Source organism: Streptomyces sp. HmicA12, assembly GCF_000373565.1.
Classification (GTDB): domain Bacteria; phylum Actinomycetota; class Actinomycetes; order Streptomycetales; family Streptomycetaceae; genus Streptomyces.
In genome coordinates, this window is the sequence record NZ_KB891797.1 from 639,295 (window position 1) to 662,318 (window position 23,024).

General features: G+C 72.1%; 20 protein-coding genes. 16 read left to right on the forward strand and 4 right to left on the reverse strand.

From position 1 onward, the window contains the following. Positions 1 to 53: 53 nt before the first annotated feature. Positions 54 to 1,250: a helix-turn-helix domain-containing protein gene (locus B072_RS0103115; protein ID WP_018528464.1), complete on the reverse strand. Its 1,197-nt coding sequence runs from the start codon at positions 1,248 to 1,250 to the stop codon at positions 54 to 56. A 122-nt stretch (positions 1,251 to 1,372) separates the two neighbouring features. On the opposite strand from B072_RS0103115, the gene B072_RS0103120 reads away from it, so the two are divergent. Further along, positions 1,373 to 2,815: a DUF6350 family protein gene (locus B072_RS0103120; protein ID WP_018528465.1), complete on the forward strand. Its 1,443-nt coding sequence runs from the start codon at positions 1,373 to 1,375 to the stop codon at positions 2,813 to 2,815. A 130-nt stretch (positions 2,816 to 2,945) separates the two neighbouring features. On the opposite strand, the gene B072_RS0103125 is transcribed toward B072_RS0103120, so the two are convergent. Beyond that, positions 2,946 to 3,713 carry a hypothetical protein gene (locus B072_RS0103125; protein ID WP_018528466.1) on the reverse strand — a complete coding sequence of 256 codons (768 nt, stop codon included), beginning with the start codon at positions 3,711 to 3,713 and terminating at the stop codon, positions 2,946 to 2,948. A 287-nt stretch (positions 3,714 to 4,000) separates the two neighbouring features. Between B072_RS0103125 and purN the strand changes: the two genes are divergently transcribed. After that, on the forward strand, positions 4,001 to 4,621 hold the full coding sequence (gene purN / locus B072_RS0103135; RefSeq protein WP_018528468.1) for a phosphoribosylglycinamide formyltransferase: 621 nt from the start codon (positions 4,001 to 4,003) through the stop codon (positions 4,619 to 4,621). Beyond that, positions 4,618 to 6,192 (forward strand): bifunctional phosphoribosylaminoimidazolecarboxamide formyltransferase/IMP cyclohydrolase, encoded by a 1,575-nt coding sequence (gene purH / locus B072_RS0103140; RefSeq protein ID WP_018528469.1) that lies wholly within the window; start codon positions 4,618 to 4,620, stop codon positions 6,190 to 6,192. The genes purN and purH overlap by 4 nt, the downstream gene beginning before the upstream one ends. A 65-nt stretch (positions 6,193 to 6,257) precedes the next feature. Here purH and B072_RS0103145 read toward each other — a convergent pair whose 3' ends face one another. Next, positions 6,258 to 6,983, reverse strand: a complete 726-nt coding sequence (locus B072_RS0103145; protein WP_018528470.1) for an RDD family protein — start codon at positions 6,981 to 6,983, stop codon at positions 6,258 to 6,260. Between the two features lie 216 nt (positions 6,984 to 7,199). Between B072_RS0103145 and B072_RS0103150 the strand changes: the two genes are divergently transcribed. The 13 genes from B072_RS0103150 (at position 7,200) to B072_RS0103210 (ending at position 22,119) form a co-directional block, all read left to right on the forward strand. Beyond that, entirely contained in the window at positions 7,200 to 8,072 is an 873-nt protein-coding gene (locus tag B072_RS0103150; RefSeq protein ID WP_018528471.1) for a bifunctional methylenetetrahydrofolate dehydrogenase/methenyltetrahydrofolate cyclohydrolase, read from the forward strand. Then, on the forward strand, positions 8,062 to 8,562 hold the full coding sequence (locus B072_RS0103155) for a DUF3017 domain-containing protein (RefSeq protein ID WP_018528472.1): 501 nt from the start codon (positions 8,062 to 8,064) through the stop codon (positions 8,560 to 8,562). Before B072_RS0103150 ends, B072_RS0103155 begins: the two co-directional genes overlap by 11 nt. A 366-nt stretch (positions 8,563 to 8,928) precedes the next feature. Continuing rightward, complete coding sequence (locus B072_RS0103160; protein ID WP_063746422.1) at positions 8,929 to 9,942, forward strand: XRE family transcriptional regulator; 1,014 nt, start codon at positions 8,929 to 8,931, stop codon at positions 9,940 to 9,942. Positions 9,943 to 10,231: 289 nt separating this feature from the next. After that, a complete protein-coding gene (locus B072_RS0103165) occupies positions 10,232 to 11,224 on the forward strand; it encodes a malate dehydrogenase (protein ID WP_018528474.1) in 993 nt (330 codons plus the stop codon). A gap of 213 nt (positions 11,225 to 11,437) precedes the next feature. Then, on the forward strand, positions 11,438 to 13,192 hold the full coding sequence (locus tag B072_RS0103170) for a hypothetical protein (RefSeq protein WP_018528475.1): 1,755 nt from the start codon (positions 11,438 to 11,440) through the stop codon (positions 13,190 to 13,192). Beyond that, positions 13,179 to 13,541, forward strand: coding sequence for a hypothetical protein (locus B072_RS0103175; protein ID WP_018528476.1), 363 nt, complete (start codon positions 13,179 to 13,181; stop codon positions 13,539 to 13,541). The genes B072_RS0103170 and B072_RS0103175 overlap by 14 nt, the downstream gene beginning before the upstream one ends. Continuing rightward, positions 13,538 to 14,362 carry a hypothetical protein gene (locus B072_RS45350; RefSeq protein ID WP_018528477.1) on the forward strand — a complete coding sequence of 275 codons (825 nt, stop codon included), beginning with the start codon at positions 13,538 to 13,540 and terminating at the stop codon, positions 14,360 to 14,362. Before B072_RS0103175 ends, B072_RS45350 begins: the two co-directional genes overlap by 4 nt. A 58-nt stretch (positions 14,363 to 14,420) precedes the next feature. Continuing rightward, positions 14,421 to 14,756, forward strand: a complete 336-nt coding sequence (locus tag B072_RS0103185; RefSeq protein ID WP_018528478.1) for a hypothetical protein — start codon at positions 14,421 to 14,423, stop codon at positions 14,754 to 14,756. Between the two features lie 147 nt (positions 14,757 to 14,903). Continuing rightward, positions 14,904 to 16,406 (forward strand): aldehyde dehydrogenase family protein, encoded by a 1,503-nt coding sequence (locus B072_RS0103190; RefSeq protein WP_018528479.1) that lies wholly within the window; start codon positions 14,904 to 14,906, stop codon positions 16,404 to 16,406. 70 nt (positions 16,407 to 16,476) lie between these two features. Then, complete coding sequence (locus B072_RS0103195) at positions 16,477 to 18,018, forward strand: GMC family oxidoreductase (RefSeq protein WP_018528480.1); 1,542 nt, start codon at positions 16,477 to 16,479, stop codon at positions 18,016 to 18,018. Then, on the forward strand, positions 18,018 to 19,181 hold the full coding sequence (locus B072_RS42245; protein ID WP_051127064.1) for a quaternary amine ABC transporter ATP-binding protein: 1,164 nt from the start codon (positions 18,018 to 18,020) through the stop codon (positions 19,179 to 19,181). Before B072_RS0103195 ends, B072_RS42245 begins: the two co-directional genes overlap by 1 nt. Next, positions 19,182 to 21,152, forward strand: a complete 1,971-nt coding sequence (locus B072_RS0103205) for an ABC transporter permease (RefSeq protein WP_018528482.1) — start codon at positions 19,182 to 19,184, stop codon at positions 21,150 to 21,152. It abuts the gene before it with no gap. 1 nt (position 21,153) lies between these two features. Then, positions 21,154 to 22,119 (forward strand): ABC transporter substrate-binding protein, encoded by a 966-nt coding sequence (locus tag B072_RS0103210; protein ID WP_018528483.1) that lies wholly within the window; start codon positions 21,154 to 21,156, stop codon positions 22,117 to 22,119. 9 nt (positions 22,120 to 22,128) lie between these two features. Here B072_RS0103210 and B072_RS42250 read toward each other — a convergent pair whose 3' ends face one another. Next, complete coding sequence (locus tag B072_RS42250) at positions 22,129 to 22,920, reverse strand: hypothetical protein (protein ID WP_158689134.1); 792 nt, start codon at positions 22,918 to 22,920, stop codon at positions 22,129 to 22,131. Between the last annotated feature and the right edge of the window lie 104 nt (positions 22,921 to 23,024).

Here is a 23,024-nt window from a genome sequence, read left to right on the forward strand (position 1 = left end):
CTGCTGAAGAGGGCCCGCACCGAGCACGGTGCGGGCCCTCTTCGGTGCTCGCGTCACTCCGCGACCGGTGCCAGCCGCTCCGGTCCGCCGCTCAACCGCTCCCGCAGCTCCCTGCGCAGCTGCAGGTCGTGCTCCGTCAGATGCGCGGGCCCGGTCAGCGGAGGGACGCCGCTGATGGGCGACCCGGGCGCGGGCGTCGGCTCGTAGTGGGTGGGCGCCACCCGTACGGTCAGCGCCGTCACGCCGACGATCAGGGCGGTGACGGCGATCGCGGTCCGGGTCCAGAAGCGGATGCGCTTCTCGCCGACGTTGCGCACGAGCGTGGACTTCGGGGCGTCCAGCTTCTCGGCGCTCGCGAGCTCGGTGAGGCGCCGGTGCAGCTGCTCGGGCACCGCCAGGTCGGGCAGCTCTTCGGCGACGGCCGCGCGCGCGTGCAGGATGCGGTTGGCGGCGGCCGGGGTGCTGGCCTCCGTCTCGGCCGCGGTCTCCGGCAGATCGAGGCCCACGCCGTCGTAGAGCAGCAGCGTGCGCCGGTAGGCGGGCGGCAGGCTCTGCAGGACGTCCATCAGCTTGCGGTCGTCCGCGTCGGCGGGCGGCGCGTCCGGCTCCCGGTGGCTGGGCCGCAGCCGGTGCCAGGGCGACATCGCGTACTCGTACGCGGCCGCGCGCACCCAGCCCGCCGGGTCCGGGTCGACCGCGACCTCCGGCCACCGCTGCCAGGCCAGCTGGAAGGCGCGCTCCACGGACTCGCGGGCGAGCGTGCGGCGACCGGTGAGCAGGTAGGTCTGGCGGACGAGGTGCGGGGCGCAGTGCGTGTACAGGGCGTCGAAGGCCTGCGCCGGGGTCAGTGCCCGGTCCTGGTCCTCCGGGTCCTGGTCGTGATCCTGGTCCTGGCCGTCCCTGGGTTCGGGCTTCTCCAGTACGGCCACGGCCGCGGGCCGCTCCTTCTTCGGCGGCTCTTTCGCGGCGCTCCGGGCGGCGCCCTTCGGGGCGCTCTTCGCCAGGTCCACCGCGGGCTGCTCGCCGGTGGGCTCCGGTTTCGGCAGCTCCGCCCTCAGCTCGGCGAGGAGCCGGGCGTACACCTCCCGCTTACGGCCTCTCGGGGCCGTGCGGCCGGTCTCCCAGGAGCGGACCGTTTCGCGTGTCACGCCGACGCGATCGGCGATCTGGGTCTGTGTCAACGACCTCGCCACGCGGAGCCTGCGGCGCTCGGTGGGCGTCGGCAGCGGTGTCGCAGGGCTCTGCGTCATGGGGAACTCCACACACCCTTTCGCGCGAAAAAGTACATAAACGTATCTTGAGCGACACATCCGTAGTTCGCCTGTTACGCAGGGAAAGCGCGTGTCGTTGGGAGCATGGTCCGGTGACCCAAATGACCGGCCGTGGACTGTCGTTGCCCCTGCTCCTCACCCGGGCGCGGGAACGGGCGCCGGGGCCCGCCGCCGGGGTGTTCGGTGGGGCCCTCGCGGCGGGGCTCGGGCTCGGGGCCTGCGCCGTCCTGGTGATGGTGCTGTGGATCAGCTCGCCCTACCCCGACAGCGGCCCCGGCGCCGCGCTGCACACCGCCGCCGCGCTGTGGCTGCTCGCGCACGGCGCCGAGCTCGTCCGCACGGACACGCTGTCGGGGGTGCCGGCCCCCATGGGGCTCACACCCCTGCTGCTGCTCGCGCTGCCGGTGTGGCTGGTCCACCGGGCGGCGCGGGACGCCACCGAGGACACCGAGGGGGCGGAGGCGGCCGGCGTCTGGGGCGGGGCGGTGGCCGGGTATCTGCTGGTGGGGGCCGCGGCGGCGTACTACGCCGCGGGCGGCGAGATGCGGCCCTCCTGGGTGAGCTGCGGGGTGCATCTGGCCCTGGTCGCGGCGGTGGCGGCCGCGACCGGCGTGTGGACGGCGCACGGGCGGCCGCGCGGGCCGCTGCCGGGCGGGCTGCGGCGGTGCGCGGACGTGCTGCCTCAGACGTTCCTACGAGAAGTGCTGCCGGTCGCCGCGCGGGCGGCGGCCGCCGGGCTCCTGGTCCTGGTGGCCGGGGGCGCGCTGGTGGTGGCCGCGGGGCTGGTGTGGCACGGCGGGGACGTACGGGAGTCGTTCCTCCGGCTGACGGGGGCGTGGTCGGGCCGGTTCGCGGTGCTGCTGCTCTGCGTCGCCCTGGTGCCGAACGCCGTGATCTGGGGCGCCGCGTACGCGCTCGGTCCCGGTGTCGTGCTCGGGGCGGGCCAGACGGTGGGGCCGCTCGGCAGCTCGGGCGGTGCTCTGCTGCCCGCGTTCCCGCTGCTGGCGGCGGTGCCGGAGGCGGGGCCCGGGACGCCGTTCACCTGGGCCGTGGCGGCGGTGCCCGTGGTGGCGGCGGCGACCGTGGCGTGGTTCGTGGTGGGCGCGGAGTCGCAGACGCGCGGCCGGGTCGCGTACGGGGTGCTGACGGCGGCCGGCCTGTGCGGTGCGGCGATGGCGTGTCTTGCGGTCGTCTCCGGCGGGGCGCTCGGTGTCGCGGCGCTCTCCGCGTTCGGGCCGGCGGGGTGGCTGACCGGGGTGGCCGCGGTGGTCTGGATCGTGGGGGCCGGGCTGCCGATGGCGCTGACGGTGCGGTGGTGGCGGGGGCGTGAGCCGGTGCTCCGGGGCCGGGTGTCGGAGTGGGCGTCGTCCGTGGTGGCGGCCCGGCGCCGGGGGAGTACGGCGCCGGCGCCCGAGCCCGTCCGGGAGGACCCGGCGGCTTTCGAGCCGTACGACTTCTTCGACGAGACGTCCCGGGACGAACGCTGGGCCCTCCTGAAGCAACTCTCCACGGACCCGAAACCGGAGACCCCCGACCGGGACTGAGCCCCGTAAGGGCGCGGCCCCGTCAGGGGCGCGGGGAACTGCGCGCTCAGCCCCACCGGGCGATCACCCGCGAACGGCGCCGTACCGGCCGCCCGCTGAAGCGCTCACCCCGCGCCGGGGTGCCGCGGGACTACTTGGTGCCCAGGAGCGGCCTGAGTTCCTTCGGGAGGAGGGTCTCGCAGGACTGCTCCGCCGCGTTCGTCAGGGCGTCCGCGCGGCACTCGTAGTAGTCGCTGTAGACCAGCTTCGCCGTGAACATCGCCGCCACCATCCCCAGCGCGAGCACGCCCGTGACCAGGCCGCTGATCGCCGCGGTCGTCTGCGGGCGGCCGACCGGCTCGGGGGTCGCGGGCGCCGGGGCGTCCGGGTTCGGTGTGCGGGGCTTGGCGCGCAGGGCGCTGACGGCCCAGTACAGGGCGAGCGCGCCGAGCAGCAGTGCCACGTACGGCCAGCTGAACAGGGCGAAGAAGAAACCCCACATGCCGGAGAGCAGGGCGTAGCGCGCGCGGCGCTGGGCCGGGTCGGTCGGGTCCCAGCGCATGCCGCCGGGGCCGGGGCCGCCCTGGCCCTCGGGTCCACCCTGGCCGGGCCCGACGCCGGGGCGCTCGCCGAAGCGGCCGCCCGGGGCGCGGCCCGGCTGGCGGTCGCTCCACTGATTGCCCCAGGGGGCGTCGCCCGAGGGCTCCTCGGAGGAACCCTCCGGACGGCGCGGCTGCCACGGGCGGTCCGGCGCGTCCTCGGGCGGCGGCGCGAACGGGTTGTCGGCCTTGGGTTCGGTCGTCTCCCCGGACGGGGATTCCTTGGAAGGAGATTCCTGGGAGGGCGGCGGCGTGGGGCGGCCTTCGCGGAGCAGGACGGCGCCGACGGGCAGCGTGTGGCGAAGGCTTCGGTCCGGCATCAGGTGTGCGTCTTCCCCTAGGTCGATGGCCAGGTTCGTTCTCGGTGGCTTGGTTCGTTCTTTACGTCAACGTCCCATGGCCGCTCAGCGTTCCGCCGCTGACGCTACCCGCCTCCTGATCCCCCGTCCCGAGGGGGCCGCCGGGCGTGCCGGTATCGTTGCTGGCGGTCGGCCGCTTCGTAGGGTTCCCCGTATCGGGGACGGCGAAGCCTTTGTACGACCGCACAAAGACATGCAGGACATGCAAGCCGCGCAAGACGCACAGCTCTCCCAGAAAGGCCCCCGCCGTGGCCAAGGCCAAGCGCCTCGTCGTGCTGGTCTCCGGATCAGGTACGAATCTGCAGGCACTGCTCGACACCATCGAGGAGCGGGGAGCGCAGGCCTACGGCGCCGAGATCGTCGCCGTCGGGGCCGACCGCGACGGCATCGCGGGCCTGGAGCGCGCCGAGCGTGCGGGCCTGCCCACCTTCGTGTGCCGCGTGAAGGACCACGCCGCGCGCGAGGACTGGGACCGGGCGCTGGCCGAGGCGACCGCCGCGTACGAGCCGGACCTGGTGGTCTCCGCGGGCTTCATGAAGATCGTGGGCAAGGAGTTCCTGGCCCACTTCGGCGGGCGGTTCGTGAACACGCACCCGGCCCTGCTGCCCAGCTTTCCCGGTGCGCACGGCGTGCGCGACGCTCTCGCGTACGGCGCCAAGGTCACCGGATGCACCGTCCACTTCGTCGACGACGGCGTCGACACCGGCCCGATCATCGCTCAGGGCGTGGTCGAGATCCGTGATGAGGACGACGAGGGCGCTCTGCACGAGCGCATCAAGGAAGTCGAGCGCACGCTGCTCGTCGATGTCGTGGGGCGTCTGGCCCGTAACGGCTTCAGCATTGAGGGACGAAAGGTAGTCATCCCGTGACCGCGGAAAACACCGCCGGAAGCAACAAGCGGCCCATTCGCCGGGCGCTGGTCAGCGTCTACGACAAGACCGGTCTGGAGGAGCTGGCGCGCGGGCTCCACGAGGCGGGCGTCGAGCTCGTGTCGACGGGCTCCACCGCCGGGAAGATCGCCTCCGCCGGGGTGCCGGTCACCAAGGTCGAGGAGCTCACCGGGTTCCCGGAGTGCCTCGACGGGCGGGTGAAGACCCTGCACCCGAAGGTGCACGCGGGCATCCTCGCCGACCTGCGTCTGGAGGACCACCAGAAGCAGCTGCGGGACCTCGGCGTCGCGCCGTTCGACCTCGTGATCGTGAACCTGTACCCGTTCAAGGAGACCGTCGCCTCCGGCGCGACCCCCGACGAGTGCGTGGAGCAGATCGACATCGGCGGCCCCTCCATGGTGCGCGCCGCCGCCAAGAACCACCCTTCGGTCTCGGTGGTCGTGAACCCGGCCGCGTACGCGGACGTGCTGAAGGCCGTCGTGGACGGCGGGTTCGACCTGACCGCCCGTAAGCGCCTGGCCGCCGAGGCGTTCCAGCACACCGCCTCGTACGACGTGGCCGTGGCCTCCTGGTTCGCCGCCGACTACGCGGCCGCCGACGACAGCGGTCACCCCGACTTCCTCGGTGCCACGTACGAGCGCAAGAACGTCCTGCGCTACGGCGAGAACCCGCACCAGGGCGCCGCCCTCTACGTCGACGGCACCGGCGGTCTGGCCGAGGCGGAGCAGCTGCACGGCAAGGAGATGTCGTACAACAACTTCACGGACACGGACGCCGCGCGCCGTGCCGCGTACGACCACGACGACCCGTGCGTCGCGATCATCAAGCACGCGAACCCGTGCGGTATCGCCGTCGCCTCGGATGTCGCCACGGCCCACCGCAAGGCGCACGCCTGTGACCCGGTCTCCGCGTACGGCGGTGTCATCGCGGTGAACCGTCCGGTCACCAAGGAGATGGCGGAGCAGGTCGCCGACATCTTCACCGAGGTCATCGTCGCGCCGGACTACGAGGACGGCGCCCTCGAAGCCCTCACCAAGAAGAAGAACATCCGCGTGCTGCGCGCCCCGAACGGGCCGTCCGCGCGCGTGGAGACGAAGCAGATCGACGGCGGCGCCCTCCTCCAGGTCACCGACCGTCTCCAGGCCGACGGCGACAACCCGGCGACCTGGACCCTCGCCACCGGCGACGCCCTCTCCCAGGGCGAGTTGGACGAGCTGGCGTTCGCCTGGAAGGCGTGCCGCGCGGTCAAGTCCAACGCCATCCTGCTCGCCAAGGACGGCGCCTCGGTCGGCGTCGGCATGGGCCAGGTCAACCGCGTCGACTCCTGCAAGCTCGCCGTCGAGCGGGCCGGTGAGGAGCGGGCACGGGGTTCGTTCGCCGCGTCGGACGCGTTCTTCCCGTTCCCCGACGGGCCGCAGATCCTGATCGACGCCGGCGTGCGGGCGATCGTGCAGCCGGGCGGCTCGATCCGTGACGAGCAGGTCGTCGAGGCCGCCAAGAAGGCGGGCGTGACGATGTACTTCACCGGGACGCGGCACTTCTTCCACTGACCCCGGACGGCACAACGGGCGAGGGCCCGCCGGTCAATGACCGGCGGGCCCTCGCTGCGTGCGGGTCAGCCCTTGACGTTGACGGCGATGGTGCCCGCCGCCTTGTCGTGCCAGCCCTGCTGGCGGCCGGAGTTGTCGAAGAACGGCGACAGGTAGACCAGGAGCATGCCGATACCGCAAGCGAGGTAGCCGGCGTACGGAATGACCCAGCGCAGCAGTCCCTTGCCGAGACCGGGCTTCTGGCCGTTCTCCAGGCGCAGCACGCGGATGCCGACGGCCAGCTTGCCGAGCGTGGCGCCCACGAAGGAGATCATCAGGACCTCGTACAGGAGCGTCACGGCCAGCATGCCGAGCGCGATCGGGATGATCTTGCCGATCATGTCCGAGCTTGCGTTGTTGACGCAGGTGTCGTACGTGCTCGACGCCGGGTCGCAGTCGGTGGCGGACTTGACGCTGTCCACGAACATCGGGCCGATCAGCACGAAGTAGATGATCGAGTACAGGACACCGTCGATCGCGCGGGCGCCGAGCCGGCGGCCCATGCCGGCGATCGGCGGCATACCGGGCTGCATCCCGCCCTGCGGATACGGCGGCATGCCGCCCTGCGGGGGGTAGGCCCCGGGCTGGCCGGGAGCCTGCGGGTAGCCGTAGCCCTGCGGCGGGACACCCTGCGGCGCGCCCTGGGGCGCCTGCGGGTAGCCGTAGCCGGGCTGGCCCTGGGGCTGGCCGTACGGATTGCCGCCTTGCGGAGGCTGCTGGCCGTACGGATTGTTGGGTTCGCCGAAACTCATGGCGGGATCCTCCGGTGACGGAATCGGGGACGTCGCGGACCTGCGGAGGATCACCACGGCTTTGCGGTCGCACGACCGGCAGTCCCCCCTGCCGCCGATCCGCGGCACTGCGGAGATCATGGTCGTGAACCAGCCACGCTTTTGTCCAGCGGGCGTTCAGGGCTGTTGTGCAAGTGCAACTTGGGTGAATCCCGGCCGCCCTGAAACAATGGCTCCATGACCGCCCAGATTCTCGATGGCAAGGCCACCGCAGCCGCGATCAAGTCCGATCTGACCGCCCGCGTGGCGGCGCTGAAGGAGAAGGGGGTCACGCCGGGACTCGGCACGGTCCTCGTCGGGGAGGACCCCGGCAGCCAGAAGTACGTCGCGGGCAAGCACCGCGACTGCGCGCAGGTGGGCATCGCCTCCATCCAGCGCGAACTGCCCGCCACGGCCTCCCAGGAGGAGATCGAGGCGGTCGTCCGCGAGCTGAACGAGGACCCGGCCTGCACCGGCTACATCGTGCAGCTGCCGCTGCCCAAGGGCATCGACGAGAACCGCATCCTGGAGCTGATGGACCCGGCCAAGGACGCGGACGGCCTGCACCCCATGAACCTCGGCCGCCTCGTCCTGAACGAGCCGGCGCCGCTGCCCTGCACCCCGTTCGGCATCATCACGCTGCTGCGCGAGCACGGCGTGGAGATCAAGGGCGCCGAGGTCGTCGTGGTCGGCCGCGGCGTCACCATCGGCCGCCCGATGCCGCTGCTGCTCACCCGCAAGTCGGAGAATGCGACCGTCACGCAGTGTCACACCGGCACCCGTGACCTCTCCGCCCACCTCAAGCGCGCCGACATCATCGTCGCCGCGGCCGGTGTGCCCCACCTGATCAAGCCCGAGGACATCAAGCCGGGCGCCGCCGTGCTCGACGTCGGTGTCTCGCGCGACGAGAACGGCAAGATCGTCGGCGATGTCCACCCGGGCGTCACCGAGGTGGCCGGCTGGATCTCCCCGAACCCGGGCGGTGTGGGCCCGATGACCCGCGCCCAGCTCCTGGTGAACGTGGTGGAGGCCGCGGAGCGCGCGAGCCGGAACGCCGACGGTGTTCGCTGAGGCCTCGGGGGGCACGGCGGGCGGCGCCTCCGACGCGGCGTCCGGCGGGACCCCCGACGACGCCTCCGCCGCCCCGGACGACGCCCAGCGGGGCGGCAGGAAGCGCGGGACGCGGCGGTTCCCGCTGTGGACCCGCGACACCGCGCGCCCCGAGGGCGGGGGCCGTGCCGCCCCCGGTGACGCCCCGGCCCCCGCACGCCAGTGGCCGCTGATCTCCGTCCTCGCGCTGACCGGCCTCGGCCTGCTGCTCACCGCGTTCGACGTGTTCCGCGTCGGCACGATGCTGGTCGGCGTGGCCCTGCTCGCGGGCGCCGTCATGCGCTGGGTGCTGCCGGGCGTCGGCATGCTCGCCGTGCGCTCCCGCTTCACGGACATGCTCACGTACGGGATCCTCGGCCTCGCCATCGTGCTGCTCGCGATGATGGCGCAGCCCGATCCGTGGCTCACGATCCCGTTCCTTCAGGACACCTTGCACTTCACCGTGAGGTGAGCGGCGACGGACGTCGCTTCGAGTGACGGGCGGGGCTCCGGTGCCGGAGCCCCGCCGTCCTTGTGTGGTGATGTGCGGGCAGGTTGAAGGATTTTGTCGTACGAGGGTGGACAGCGCACATAGCCTGGGAAATCGGGACCGACCCGGAGAACCGGAGAAGTCGGGTCGTCCCGGGCCCGGAGTTGTGCGAGGGGGCACATTCCGGAGCCTCTTGCCTGTCGAACGCTGTCGAATGCCCCCGTGCGCCCCTGCCCGGGGAACTGACATCCTGGCTACTCGCATCCCATTGGGTAACCAGTGGGGGGCCGATGCGCGGGCGCAGCGCAGGGGAATTCAGGCACGTATGGGGGGAATAGGGGGAAGGCAATGCCTCGTTGGAGGGCGCTACCGGACGAACTCGACCCGCAGGTCAAGGAGTTCGCCAGCCAGTTGCGTCGGCTGGTGGACCGCAGCGGGCTCGGGATCGCCGCGTTGGCGGACCGCACCGGGTACAGCAAGACCTCGTGGGAGCGATATCTGAACGGACGACTGCTCGCGCCCAAGGGCGCGATCGTCGCGCTCGCCGAGGTCACCGGAACCAATCCCGTCCACCTGACCACGATGTGGGAGCTCGCGGAGCGCGCCTGGAGCCGTTCCGAGATGCGCCACGACATGACCATGGAGGCGATACGGATATCCCAGGCGCGCGCGGCGCTCGGGGAGTTCGGCTCGCCCGCCACCCAGACCAAACCGGCCAAGAACGGCAGCGCCGCCGCTCAGTCGCCGCCCCGGCCCACCGGGGTGGCGGGTCCCGCCGGAGTCTCCCCGACCGTGCCGCCGCAGGGCGGGGCGCCGAGCCTGGACCAGTTCGGTCCGCCGCCCACCCCGTCGACGTCGGGCCCGCAGGGCTCCGGCGGCAGACGGCGTCTGTTCATGTTCCTCGCGGGCGTCGTCGGCGCCGCCCTCGTCGTCCTCATCGCCTACGTCATGACCAGCGGCGGCGGTGACAAGGGCGACCGGGCCGAACCGTCGAAGTCGCCGACCACCAGCGCGCCCCAGCTGCCCGCGGGCGTGCAGTGCGTGGGCGCGAGCTGCACCGGCAAGGACCCGGAGGCCATGGGCTGCGGCGGCGACCTCGCGGACAGCCCCGTGAAGACCGCCCTCGGCACGGCCAACGTCGAGATCCGCTACAGCAAGACGTGCAAGGCGGCCTGGGCGCGGATCCAGTTCGCGACGCCCGGCGACAGCGTGACGCTCGCCGTCGGGTCCAAGAAGTCGAAGAAGGGCCTGGTCGGCGACGCGGACACGGACGCGTACACCCCGATGATCGCCGTGGGCTCGGCCGCCGAGGCGAAGGCCTGCGGCACGCTCGTGTCCGGGCAGAAGGGCTGCACCGAGTAGCCGCGCCGAGCGCTCCCCGAGGTCGTGTGCATAAGGCGGTGACTTCGGGGAAGCCGACTGAGTACCCCCACGGGAGTGGTCACACAGTGGCACCCCCGGCGGCCGCCGCCCCCTTCTCTCCCGGGGCGGCGGCCGCCGTCGTGTTCGGGTGGCTCGCCCCTCCTTCCGCTCTGTGGGGTGAGCCACACGAACCCGGGGGTCCGGTGCGGGCGAGAGGCGATAGCCTGACGAGCGGATCTCTTGATGCCAAGAGATCGATCAAAAGCCTCGCTGTCATACGGAGAACGCCATGACCCGCACTCCCGTGAACGTCACCGTCACCGGCGCCGCCGGCCAGATCGGCTACGCACTGCTCTTCCGCATCGCCTCCGGCCAGCTGCTCGGCGCGGACGTGCCGGTCAAGCTGCGCCTCCTGGAGATCACCCCCGCGCTCAAGGCCGCCGAGGGCACCGCGATGGAGCTGGACGACTGCGCGTTCCCGCTCCTCCAGGGCATCGACATCACCGACGACCCGAACGTCGCCTTCTCCGGCGCCAACGTCGGTCTCCTCGTCGGCGCCCGCCCGCGCACCAAGGGCATGGAGCGCGGTGACCTCCTGGAGGCCAACGGCGGCATCTTCAAGCCGCAGGGCAAGGCCATCAACGACAACGCCGCGGACGACATCAAGGTCCTCGTCGTCGGCAACCCGGCCAACACCAACGCCCTCATCGCCCAGGCCTCGGCCCCGGACGTACCGGCCGAGCGCTTCACCGCGATGACCCGCCTCGACCACAACCGCGCGCTGACGCAGCTCGCGAAGAAGTCGGGCGCGACCGTCGCCGACATCCAGCGTCTGACGATCTGGGGCAACCACTCGGCCACCCAGTACCCGGACATCTTCCAGGCCACCGTCGCCGGCAAGCCCGCGATCGAGGCCATCGGCAACGACGAGAAGTGGCTGGGCGAGGAGTTCATCCCGACCGTCGCCAAGCGCGGTGCCGCGATCATCGAGGCCCGTGGCGCCTCGTCGGCCGCCTCCGCCGCGAACGCCGCGATCGACCACGTCCACACCTGGGTCAACGGCACCGCCGAGGGCGACTGGACCTCGATGGGCATCCCGTCCGACGGTTCGTACGGCGTGCCGGAGGGCCTCATCTCCTCCTTCCCCGTCACCTGCAAGGACGGCAAGTACGAGATCGTCCAGGGCCTGGAGATCAACGAGTTCTCGCGTACGCGCATCGACGCGTCCGTCGCCGAGCTCGCGGAGGAGCGCGAGGCCGTGCGCGGTCTCGGCCTCATCTAGGTCCCGGCTCAGGCAGTCAGCTCTCCGCCCGCGGCGGGTCGTTTCCCGACCCGCCGCGGGCGGTTTGTCGTCCGGCGGCCCCGACCCCCGCTCCGGCGGCAGTATCCGCTTTCTCCTTGCAGCCCCGGCGCCCTATGCTGCTTCTTTCGCAACTGCCCCACCAGTGACGGCAGTTCGAACAAGCATCATCGATGGGAACGTCGGGGGAGTGGTGTGAGCACCGCCTATGTACCGCAGCAGTCGTCATCGGAGACCGGCGGCGGTGGCGTGGGCCCACCGTCGTCGGCGAAGCCGCCGTACGCCAGTGAGGCCACCCGGCTGCTGTGCGCCGGCACCTATCTCGACCAGGACTACCGGAACCGGGTCATCGAGCAGCTGCACCTGCACGAGCAGCGCATCGTGGCCCCGTCGCTCGGCTTCGACGCGGCCCGTGTCCTCGCGCACGCCTTGCGCGCCCGGCGCATCGAAGTGGCGTGGGCCTGGGCCGTGCTCGGCCTGTGGGTGGTGGCCCTGCCGCTGACCGACTACTGGATCGTCGTGTTCCTGCTGCCGTCCGCGCTGCTCGCGCTCGGCGTCTGGATCCGCGGCCCGCAGAAGCGGCCGCCGGTCTACCGCCGGGTGTTCGCCTGGTACGTGCGCTGGTGGGCGCGGCTCCTGCTGGCCTTGCTGCTGCTCTCCACCGTGGCCATGGTCACCGGTGACGGCGAGGACTACGACAGCCCCTCCTACGAGATGCGTTCGGGCCTGCGGGACGGCCTGCCCGACGTGGTGAGCTGGATGATCCCCGAGGGCTCCGGGTCCGGCGACGCCCTGCACGGCTGGCTCACCCTGCTCCTGCTCGTCCTGATCGCCGTGTGCGTGGGCGCCCAGCGCAGCCAGTTCGCCCGCGCGCTCGGGGACGAACTCTGCGAGGCACGGTTCGCGAACGCCGCCACCGACCCGGCGGAGAGCGCCGAGGGGGCCCGCTTCCAGCGGGTGATGCGGCGGATCAGGACCGAGCAGCACGCGCCGCTGATCATGTATCACGCGCTCCGCCCGTTCTGCGGCGCGGGCGAACCGGTCGACACCTGGACCCTGGCCGTCGAGCTGCGGCCCGACCGGTCGAAGAAGCAGCAGCCGCTCAACAACCGGGGCATCCTGGAGAAGATCCGGCCGCTGCTCGAACAGCTGCGGCTGCCCGCCGAGTTCGCGGGCACCACCGTGCGCGACCGGCTGCGCTGGCTGGAGATCGACGAGTGCGTCTTCCTGCCCGCCGAGGGCCTCGCCGAGCGGGCGGACGCCCCCTACCGGGCGGAGGCGTTCGAGGAACACCGGGAGCGGTCCGTCGAGGAGGGCGCCGAGAAGCGGCGGCACTTCCTGCGGATCCGGGTCGGCGGCTGGGAGGAGGAACTGGTCGTCACCGTCTTCGTCCGGGTCCACACCCAGGGCCGGATGCTGATGCTGGAGATCGCGCCGCACGTCCTCGCCCCGGTGCTGGAGCCGTTCCGCGACGCGGAGCGCACCGCCCACCAGTTCCGCCACAACAACCCGTTCGGCAAGGCCGTCTGGGCCGTCGCGCGCGTGCCGGGATCTCCCGCGCGTTCCCTGGTCACCATCGGCCGCTGGGTCGGCTACGGCTGGCAGGTGCTCACCGGCGGGCACAGCGGCGCGCTGCCCGACGGCCCCGCCCTGTCGGTGCGCGAGCTCGGCTCGGAAGGACCGGGTTCGCTGTTCCAGCGGATGGACGTCGAGCGGTACCTCAAGTCGGTCCAGGACCGCATCGCGGGCGGGGTGAGCCAGGCGCTCGCCGAATCCGGCTACCAGACCGGCGAGTTCGTCCAGAAGATCGTGAACATCAGCAGTGGTGGCGTGAACATCGACCGGGTCGAGGACTCCACCTTCGCCGTCGGCAGCCACGCCAGCGCGACGTCGGGCAAGGCCGACGACGCTCCGGCCAAGAAGGGATCGGACGATCATGGCAGCGAATGACGAGCCCTCGGTCAGCATCGGCGACGTCCACGGCAGCACCTTCGCCATCGGCAGCCACGCCCGCGCGGAGAGCCACACGCACAGCGCGCCGCAGCGCGACGAGGCGATGCGGGAACTTCTGGAGGCGGTGCGCGAACTGCGTGCCGACCTGACCCGGCTGCGCGACGACGGGCAGCTGCGCGTCCTCGACGCCGAACTCGCCGAGACGGAGGGCGAGCTCGTCCGCACCGGCAGCGCCCCGGCGACCCGGCTCGACCGGCTGCGGGCGCTGCTCGGCGACTCGCAGGCGGTCGTCTCGCTGCTCGCGTCGGCCGGCACGGTGGCCGGGATGCTGGGGAACCTGAGATGAGCGGGCGCCAGTGGAACGAGGAGACCCAGCGCTGGGAGGCGGCGGGTTCGGGCCCCGCGACGCTGTCGTCGCCGCCCCCGCCGCGGCCCGATTTCGCGCCGCCGACGCCCTGGCCGGAGCCGGAGCTGCCGGGACCGGCCTCGCCGCCGCCCGGCCGCGGCCGGCGCTTCGCCGTCGTGGTGGTGGCCGCGGCCGTGCTCGGCGCCGCCGTCGCGTCAGCGGTGGTGCTGGTCGGCCGCGGGGACGACCCGCGGCCGGACCCGAAGCCGACCGGCACATCCGCCTCTCCCACCGCCACCCCCACGTCCACTCCTACGCCCACGCCCACTGCGACCCCCTCGCCGACCGGCGGTGAACTCCCCTCGGACTACCGGGAGGTGACGGACGTGGCGGGCTTCACGATCGCTGTGCCCGACGGCTGGGACCGCAGCGAGAGCGAACAGGGTGTCTTCTACAAGTCCTCCGACGAGTCCTCGCTCATCCAGGTCTTCACCATCACGGAGCCGGACACCGCACCGCTCGCCTCGCTCCGGGCCGCGTCCAAGACCCTTTCGGGCAAGAACCCCGGGTACGAGGAGGTCTCCCTCGCGGAGACGACCGCGCCCGACGGGGCCTCGGAAGCGGTCACCGACGACGCGGCCGAACTCGTCTACGCGTACGACAGCGAGAAGCTCGGCGCCCGCAGGAAGGTGATCGACTTCGCGTTCACCGCGCAGGACGGAACGCAGTACGCGGTGCTCGTCGCGGGCCCGGACGCCGAGTGGCCCGCCCAGCGGGACCGGCTCACCACCGTCCTGTCCCGGTTCCGCCCTTCGGGCTGAAGCTCTCGACATGCTCAAGTGCCGTTTCGCCGTCTCCGGGCGCGCGCATCATGGAGGAATGATCTTCAAGTCGAAACCGCCGCGGGAACTGGGTGTCGTCGTCGTGCGTGACGTCGACCGCATCGCCGAGGCCGTGGACGCGGCGCTCGCGCGGGCGACCGATGCCGAACGGCCGGGTCTCGAGCGGGCCGCCGCGCTGATCGCCGAGACGCCGCGGCCGAGCGAGGCGGAGCTGCGCGTGCGATGGGTGCGGGAGCGGTTCGCCGCGGCGGGCTACGAGGGTCCTGCGGAATCGGCGCGCGCGGTCAAGGTGCTGCGGGACGCCGAGCCGTCACTCTCCCTGGTCGCGGCGGTACGGCTCGTCAAGGAGGCGGCGGCGGCCCCGGAGGCGTAGGGGCCGGGTGACGCAGCGCACTTTTAGGTCCTGCTTACGCATGCTTTCCGGACCCCAGGGCAGGGGCTTGCGACATCACCGCGGAGATTGCCGAGAGGCTGCCGCGGTGCTCGGGGGACAGATCCGGAACGGAAGGCAAACCAGGACGTGTCAGCGCAACAGACCATCCATGTCGGCGGAGAGTGGCGCGGTGCCGCCTCCGGCGCGAGCCGCGAGATCCTCGACCCCGCGGACGCCGCACCGTTCGCCGTGATCGCCGAGGGCGGCGCCGAGGACGCGGACGCCGCGATAGCCGCCGCCCGCGCGGCCTTCGACCAGGGCCCGTGGCCGCACACCCCCGTCGCCGAGCGCGCCGCGCTGCTGCGCCGGGTCGCCGACCTCCTCGTACGGGACCGGGAGAAGATCGGCCTCCTGGAGAGCCGGGACGCGGGCAAGACCGTCGAGGAGGGCCGGGTCGACGTCGACTGCGTCGCCGACGCCTTCCGCTACTTCGCCGACCTCGTGGTCGGGGAGGGCGCGGGCCGGGTCGTCGACGCCGGTTCCGACGAGATCCACAGCGTCGTCGTGCACGAGCCGGTCGGCGTCTGCACGATGATCACGCCCTGGAACTACCCTCTCCTGCAGGCGAGTTGGAAGGTCGCCCCGGCGCTCGCCGCGGGCAACACCTTCGTGATCAAGCCGAGCGAGATCACCCCGCTGACGACCGTCGTGCTCGTCGAGCTCCTGGTGGAGGCCGGGCTGCCGGAAGGTGTCGCCAACCTCGTGACCGGTCCGGGCGCCACCGTCGGCGCGCGCCTCGCCGACCACCCCGACGTCGACCTCGTCTCCTTCACCGGCGGCCTGGTCAGCGGAACCTTGGTCGCGCAGGCCGCGGCCGCGACCGTGAAGAAGGTCGCCCTCGAACTCGGCGGCAAGAACCCGAACGTCGTCTTCGCCGACGCCTGCGAGACGGAGGAAGGCTTCGACACCGCCGTCGACCAGGCGCTGAACGCCGCGTTCATCCACAGCGGCCAGGTCTGCTCCGCCGGTTCGCGGCTCATCATCGAGGAGTCGGTGCGCGAGCGCTTCGTCGCCGAGCTCGCCCGCCGCGCCGAGAGGATCCGCCTCGGCCGCGGCACCGAGAAGGGCGTCGAGTGCGGCCCGCTGGTCAGCGAGCAGCAGCGCGACAAGACCGAGTCCTACGTCGCCTCGGCCCTGGCCGAGGGCGCCGTGCTGCGCAGCGGCGGCAAGCGCCCCGCGGCGAGCGACGTGCGCCCCGCCACCGGCTGGTTCTACGAGCCGACCGTCCTCGACCAGTGCCACCGCGAGATGCGGGTCGTGCGCGAGGAGACCTTCGGGCCGATCCTCACCGTCGAGACGTTCCGCACCGAGGACGAGGCCGTCGCCCTCGCCAACGACACCGAGTACGGCCTCGCCGGCGCCGTCTGGACCGCCGACGCGGGCCGCGCCCGCCGCGTCGCCGGACGCCTGCGCCACGGCACCGTCTGGATCAACGACTTCCACCCCTACCTTCCGCAGGCCGAGTGGGGCGGCTTCGGGAAGAGCGGCGTCGGCCGGGAGCTCGGCCCCGCCGGGCTCGCCGAGTACCGCGAGACCAAGCACGTGTACCAGAACCTCGCGCCGAAGCCGGTGCGCTGGTTCGCGGGCTGAGCCCGCCCCGTACCCGCACGCACCCCCCACTCATTACGCGAAGTACCTTGCGACACCTTGGAGTTGACGCATGCCTGAACACGACAGCGCCCTCTACGACTACGTCATCGTCGGCGGCGGCACCGCAGGATCGGTGATCGCCTCCCGGCTCACCGAGAACCCGGACGTCACCGTCGCCGTCATCGAGGGCGGCCCCAGCGACATCGACCGCGACGACGTGCTCACCCTGCGCCGCTGGCTCGGTCTGCTCGGCGGCGACCTCGACTACGGCTACACCACCACCGAGCAGCCGCGCGGCAACTCGCACATCCTGCACAGCCGCGCCAAGGTCCTCGGCGGCTGCTCCTCGCACAACACCCTGATCTCCTTCAAGCCGCTGCCCGGCGACTGGGACGAGTGGGCCGCGGCCGGCGCCACCGGCTGGGACCACAAGGCGATGGACCCGTACTTCGGCAAGCTGCGCAACAACATCGTGGCCGTCGACGAGAAGGACCGGAACGCCATCGCCCGCGACTTCGTCGAGGCCGCGCAGGCCGCGACCGGCGTCCCGCGCGTCGAGGGCTTCAACAAGGCGCCGTTCAAGGACGGTGTCGGCTTCTTCGACCTCGCGTACCACCCGGAGAACAACAAGCGGTCGTCCGCCTCGGTCGCGTACCTGCACCCCCACATGGAGGCGGGCGACCGCCCCAATCTCGCGCTGTTCCTGGAGACGTGGGCGCACAAGCTGGAGTTCGTCGACGGCACCCGCGCCAGTGGCGTGCACGTGCGCGGCAAGGACGGCGCGGAGCGGCTGATATCCGCGCGCCGCGAGGTCATCGTGTGCGCGGGCGCCGTCGACACGCCCCGCCTGCTGCTGCACTCCGGCATCGGCCCCAGGGCCGACCTGGAGAAGCTCGGCATCCCCGTCCTGCACGACCTGCCGGGCGTCGGTGAGAACCTGCTCGACCACCCCGAGTCGGTCATCGTCTGGGAGACGGACGGGCCGATCCCCGACAACAGCGCCATGGACAGCGACGCGGGCCTGTTCGTCCAGCGCGACCCCGAGGCCGCGGGCCCGGACCTGATGTTCCACTTCTACCAAATACCGTTCACGGACAACCCGGAGCGGCTCGGCTACGAGAAGCCCGAGCACGGGGTGTCCATGACGCCGAACATCCCCAAGCCGAAGAGCCGTGGGCGGTTGTACCTGACCAGCGCCGACCCCGAGGTCAAGCCCGCCCTCGACTTCCGCTACTTCACCGACGAGGACGACCACGACGGGCGGACCCTCGTCGACGGCATCCGCATCGCGCGCGAGATCGCGAAGACCCAGCCGCTGGCCGGCTGGCTGAAGCGTGAGGTGTGTCCGGGCCCCGACGTCACCGGCGACGAGGAGCTCAGCGAGTACGCCCGCAAGGTCGCGCACACCGTCTACCACCCGGCGGGCACTTGCCGAATGGGTGCGGTTGACGATGAACTCGCCGTGGTCGACCCCGAGTTGAGGGTCCGCGGGCTGCAGTCCATCCGTATCGCCGACGCGTCCGTCTTCCCGACGATGCCCGCGGTGAACCCGATGATCGGGGTGCTCATGGTCGGGGAGAAGTGCGCCGAGATGCTGGGTGGTGATGCGTGATGAGTACGCAGACTGTGACGCCGGAGAAGCCGGGCCGGGAGACCGCCGACGAGCCGGTCTTCTCCGTGCGCAACCTGTGGAAGGTCTTCGGGCCGAAGGCCGAACGTGTGCCGGACCAGGCCGAGTTGGCGGACCTGAGCGCCGCCGAACTGCGCGCCCGCACCGGCTGCACCGCCGCCGTGCGCGACGTCTCCTTCGATGTGAAGCGCGGCGAGGTCTTCGTCGTCATGGGCCTGTCCGGCTCCGGCAAGTCCACGCTCGTACGGTGTCTGACCCGCCTCATCGAACCGACCTCCGGGTCCCTGTCCATCGACGGCGAGGACGTCCTCGCCATGGACCGCTCCCGGCTGCGCTCGCTGCGCAGACAGCGCGCCGCGATGGTCTTCCAGCACTTCGGCCTGCTGCCGCACCGCACGGTCCTCGACAACGTCGCGTACGGCCTGGAGATCCAGGGCGTGGGCCGCGCCGAGCGCCGCGCGAAGGCGGCCGAGGTCGTGGCGAAGGTCGGCCTGGAGGGCCTGGAGTCACGCCGCCCCGGCCAGCTCTCCGGCGGCCAGCAGCAACGCGTGGGCCTGGCAAGGGCGTTGGCGGTCGACCCCGAGGTCCTGCTCTTCGACGAGCCGTTCAGCGCGCTCGACCCGCTGATCCGGCGCGACATGCAGGAGGAGGTCGTGCGGCTGCACCAGGAGGAGGGCCGCACGATGGTCTTCATCACCCACGACCTGAGCGAGGCACTGCGCCTCGGTGACCGCATCGCCCTGATGCGCGACGGGAAGATCGTCCAGCTCGGCACGCCCGAGGAGATCGTGGGCGAGCCCGCCGACGACTACGTCCGCGAGTTCGTCCGCGACGTGCCCCGTGAACAGGTCATGACCGTGCGCCGCGCCATGCGCCCGGCCGACGCCGACGAGGCCGAGCGCGGCGCGGCGATCGCGCCGGACGCGACGGTCTCGGAGGCGATCGAGGCCGTGGCCCGCACCGGGTTCGCGGTGCGCGTGATGGAGGACGGCCGCTGCCTGGGCATCGTCGACCACGAACGGCTGATCGCCGCCGTGGGCGGCACCGTAGGCACCGCAGGCGCCACCGGCGCCACCGCCACCGGCACCGGCGCCCCGAGTGCTCCCGCGCCGCGCGCCTCCGCGAGCAGTGAGGAGGCGGTATAGATGACCGCCGCCGTCTCCACCGCCCCGCTCGACCAGGACGGCGCGGGCACCCTGAGAACCCTGCACCGGCGCCACCGCGTCCTCGGCAAGCTCCTGCTGCTCGCCGTCGTCGCGGGAGTGCTCGTCCCGCTCGTCACCGCACGCTGGTCCGGCGCCGCCTGGCCGCACGCGCTCACCGTCGACGTGTCCGAACCGCTCGGCAAGGCCAGCGACTGGATCATCGACAACCGTGACACGTCCCCGCTGTTCCTGTACTTCCTCGGCTACGTCAGCGGCGCCGTCATCGCCGCCATCCACGTTGTGTACGTGGTGCTGCTCGCCGCCGGCTGGGCGGGCGTCACCGCCGGTGCCGGACTGATCGCCTGGCGGGTGGCCGGAGCGCGCCTCGCCGCGTTCGCCGTCGTCGCCCTGCTGGCCTGCGGCGCGCTCGGCATGTGGGTGCCGACCATGCAGACGCTGGCGCTGATGGTCGTCGCCGTCCTCGTCTCGGTCGTGGTCGGCGCGCTGCTCGGCCTCGCCGCGGGCCTGAGCGACCGCATGTTCCGCGTCCTGCGCCCGGTCCTCGACACCATGCAGGTGCTGCCCGCGTACGCGTACCTGCTGCCCGTCGTGCTGATCTTCGGCATGGGCGTACCGGCCGCGGTCCTCGCCACCGTCGTCTACGCGGCCCCGCCGATGGCCCGGCTCACCGCGCTCGGCCTGCGTTCCGCCGACGGCGGCGTCATGGAGGCCGTCACCTCGCTCGGCGCCACGTTCCGCCAGCGCCTGTTCTCGGCGCGCCTGCCGCTGGCCCGCAAGGAACTGCTCCTCGGCCTCAACCAGACGATCATGATGGCCCTGTCCATGGCCGTCATCGCCTCCGTCATCGGCGCCGCCGGTCTCGGTGACCGCGTGTACCAGGCGCTCGCCTCCGTCGACGTCGGTGCCGCGCTCGCGGCCGGCATCCCGATCGTGCTGCTCGCCGTCGTCCTCGACCGGGTCACCGGCGCGGCGGGCGAGCGGGTCGGCGCCCACGAGGCCCCGGCCCGCTGGAAGTGGGGCGTCGTCGTGGTGGGCACCGTCGTCGTCGCGCTCGCGGCCCGCTTCGCCGACCGCCTCGACTGGCCGGACGCCTGGGTGGTCAACATCGCGACGCCCGTCAACGACGCCGTCGACTGGATGACCGACCACCTCTACACCGGCGTCCCGGTCGTCGGCGGCACCGCCGACTGGGCCGCGCACTTCACCACCTGGATCCTCGACCCGGTCCGCTCGGGCCTGACCTGGCTGCCCTGGTGGTCGGTGCTGCTGATCGTCGCCGCGCTCGCCTGGCTGATCGGCACCTGGCGCACCGCGCTGACCGCCACCGCCGCGATGGCCGCGATCGGCGTCCTCGGCGTGTGGAAGGCGTCCCTCGACACCCTCTCCCAGGTCCTCGCCGCGGTAGCGGTGACCCTCGTCCTCGGCTTCGCGACCGGCATCGCCGCCGCCCGCAGCAGCCGCTTCGAACGCCTGCTCCGCCCGGTCCTGGACGTCTTCCAGACGATGCCGCAGTTCGTGTACCTGATCCCGGTCGTCGCCCTGTTCGGCGTCGGCCGCGCCCCGGCCGTCGCCGCGGCGGTCGTCTACGCGCTGCCCGCCGTCGTCCGCATCACCACGCAGGGTCTGCGCCAGGTCGACCCGGCCGCTCTGGAGGCGTCGAGGTCCATGGGCGCGACGGCGGGCCAGCAACTGCGCCAGGTCCAACTCCCGCTCGCCCGCCCGGCGTTGCTCCTCGCCGTCAACCAGGGCGTCGTCCTCGTCCTCGCCGTCGTCATCATCGGCGGCCTGGTCGGCGGTGGCGCGCTCGGCTACGACGTCGTGTTCGGCCTCGCCCAGGGCGACCTGGCCACCGGCCTGGTCGCGGGCGCCGCGATCGTCTGCCTCGGTCTGATGCTGGACCGGGTGACGCAGCCGACGCAGCGCCGTACTCGTACGGGAAAGGAGGCCTGACATGACGCGCACTCGTAAGTCCTACGCGGCTGTCGCGGCCGCCGGGGCCCTGCTCGCGGTCACCGGCTGCGGCGCGGCCGACATGACCAAGCAGGCCTCGCCGTTCGCCAACGCGCGCGGCGCCAAGACGGTGACGCTCTCCGTCCAGTCCTGGGTCGGCGCACAGGCGAACGTGGCCGTCGCCCAGTACCTCCTGGAGCACGAACTCGGCTACCGCGTCGACACCGTCCAGGTCGACGAGGTGCCCGCCTGGGACGCCCTCAGCCAGGGCCGCGTCGACGCGATCCTGGAGGACTGGGGCCACCCCGACCAGGAGGCCCGCTACATCAAGGACAAGAGGACGATCGTGAACGGCGGCGGCCTCGGCGTCACCGGTCACATCGGCTGGTTCGTCCCGACGTACTTCGCGAAGCAGCACCCGGACGTCACGAACTGGAAGAACCTCAACAAGTACGCGGATCAGCTCAAGACCGCCGAGAGCGGCGGCAAGGGCCAACTCCTCGACGGCTCCCCGTCGTACGTAACGAACGACAAGGCCCTCGTGAAGAACCTGGACCTGGACTACCAGGTCGTCTTCTCGGGGTCCGAGGCCGCGCAGATCACGCAGATGAAGCAGTTCGCCAAGAAGAAGAAGCCGTTCCTGAGCTACTGGTACACCCCGCAGTGGCTCACCGAGCAGGTGCCGATGACGGAGGTGAAGCTGCCGCCCTACAAGGAGGGCTGCGACGCCGACCCGAAGAAGGTCGCCTGCGCCTACCCGAAGACGCCGCTGCAGAAGTACCTCAACGCGGACTTCGCGAAGTCGGGCGGTGAGGCGGCCCGGTTCCTGAAGAAGTTCCAGTGGACGACGGAGGACCAGAACGAGGTCTCCCTCCTGATCGCCGACCAGAAGCTGTCGCCGGAGGCGGCGGCGAAGAAGTGGGTCGACGGCCACCGGTCCGAGTGGAAGGCGTGGCTGGGGGAGTAGCGGCCCGGCTCAGCCACTGCCCCGGCAGCCCCGGCACAGCCCGCCCGGCAGCGCCTCGGCCCGCCCCGGGCGCCCGCAGTCCGTGCACTCCATGAGTGTCCGGGGTGCGGGCGCCTGTGTGCGTGTGACCGGGATGCGTTGTGGCGGGAGCTTGTCGCGCAGGCGGCCGGCGAGGAAGGCGCGGGGTGAGTGGACGACCGCGGGCAGGCCGGTGGTCATCGCCCGGGTGAAGACCTGGGGATCGGGTTCGCGGGCCAGCCATTCCGCGGCGGCCGCTTCCAGCGTGGCGCAGTCGGCCGCCGAGAGGGTCAACCGGGGTTCTCGGAGACCGAGTTGGGCGAGGCGGTGGTACGCGTCGGAGCGGGTCCTCGGCCGCTCCGGGGCTTCCTGTTCGAGCTCCGGTACGTCACCGTCGAGGAACCGGGCCCACCAGTCGTCCCCGCGTGCGATGCGGGACCAGTAGGTGTGGAACACCCAGCGGGTCGTGCCGTTCCCGGTGCCGAGGTCGCGGAGCCGCCGTACGCGGCGCAGGTGCCCGGCGGCGGACAGCTCGTTGAGCGCGCTGCGCACGGCCGCCTGCCCGTAGAGCGGCTGGGCCTTGGCGAGCGTCTTCGCGTCTATGGCGGCGTGCTCGGGGAGCGCGTCGATGAACCCGGCGAGGTAGCGGGCCCGCAGCGGGAGATGCGCGAAGGAGTCGCGGCGCAGGGGGCCTTGGTCGGGTGTGCCGCGTTTTCCGTAGCCGGGACTGGCCATGGGGTGTGCGGGGGAGGGCAGGGCGAAGCTAAGGTCTTCGGTAGCCATGGGATCGCCGTTTCGATCTTGTTGGTGAGACCTCGGTTCGGGTGTTCCAGCACCCGGCCGAGGTCGCTTCTTGTCGCGAACGGTAAGGGTTCGCAACGGTGCGT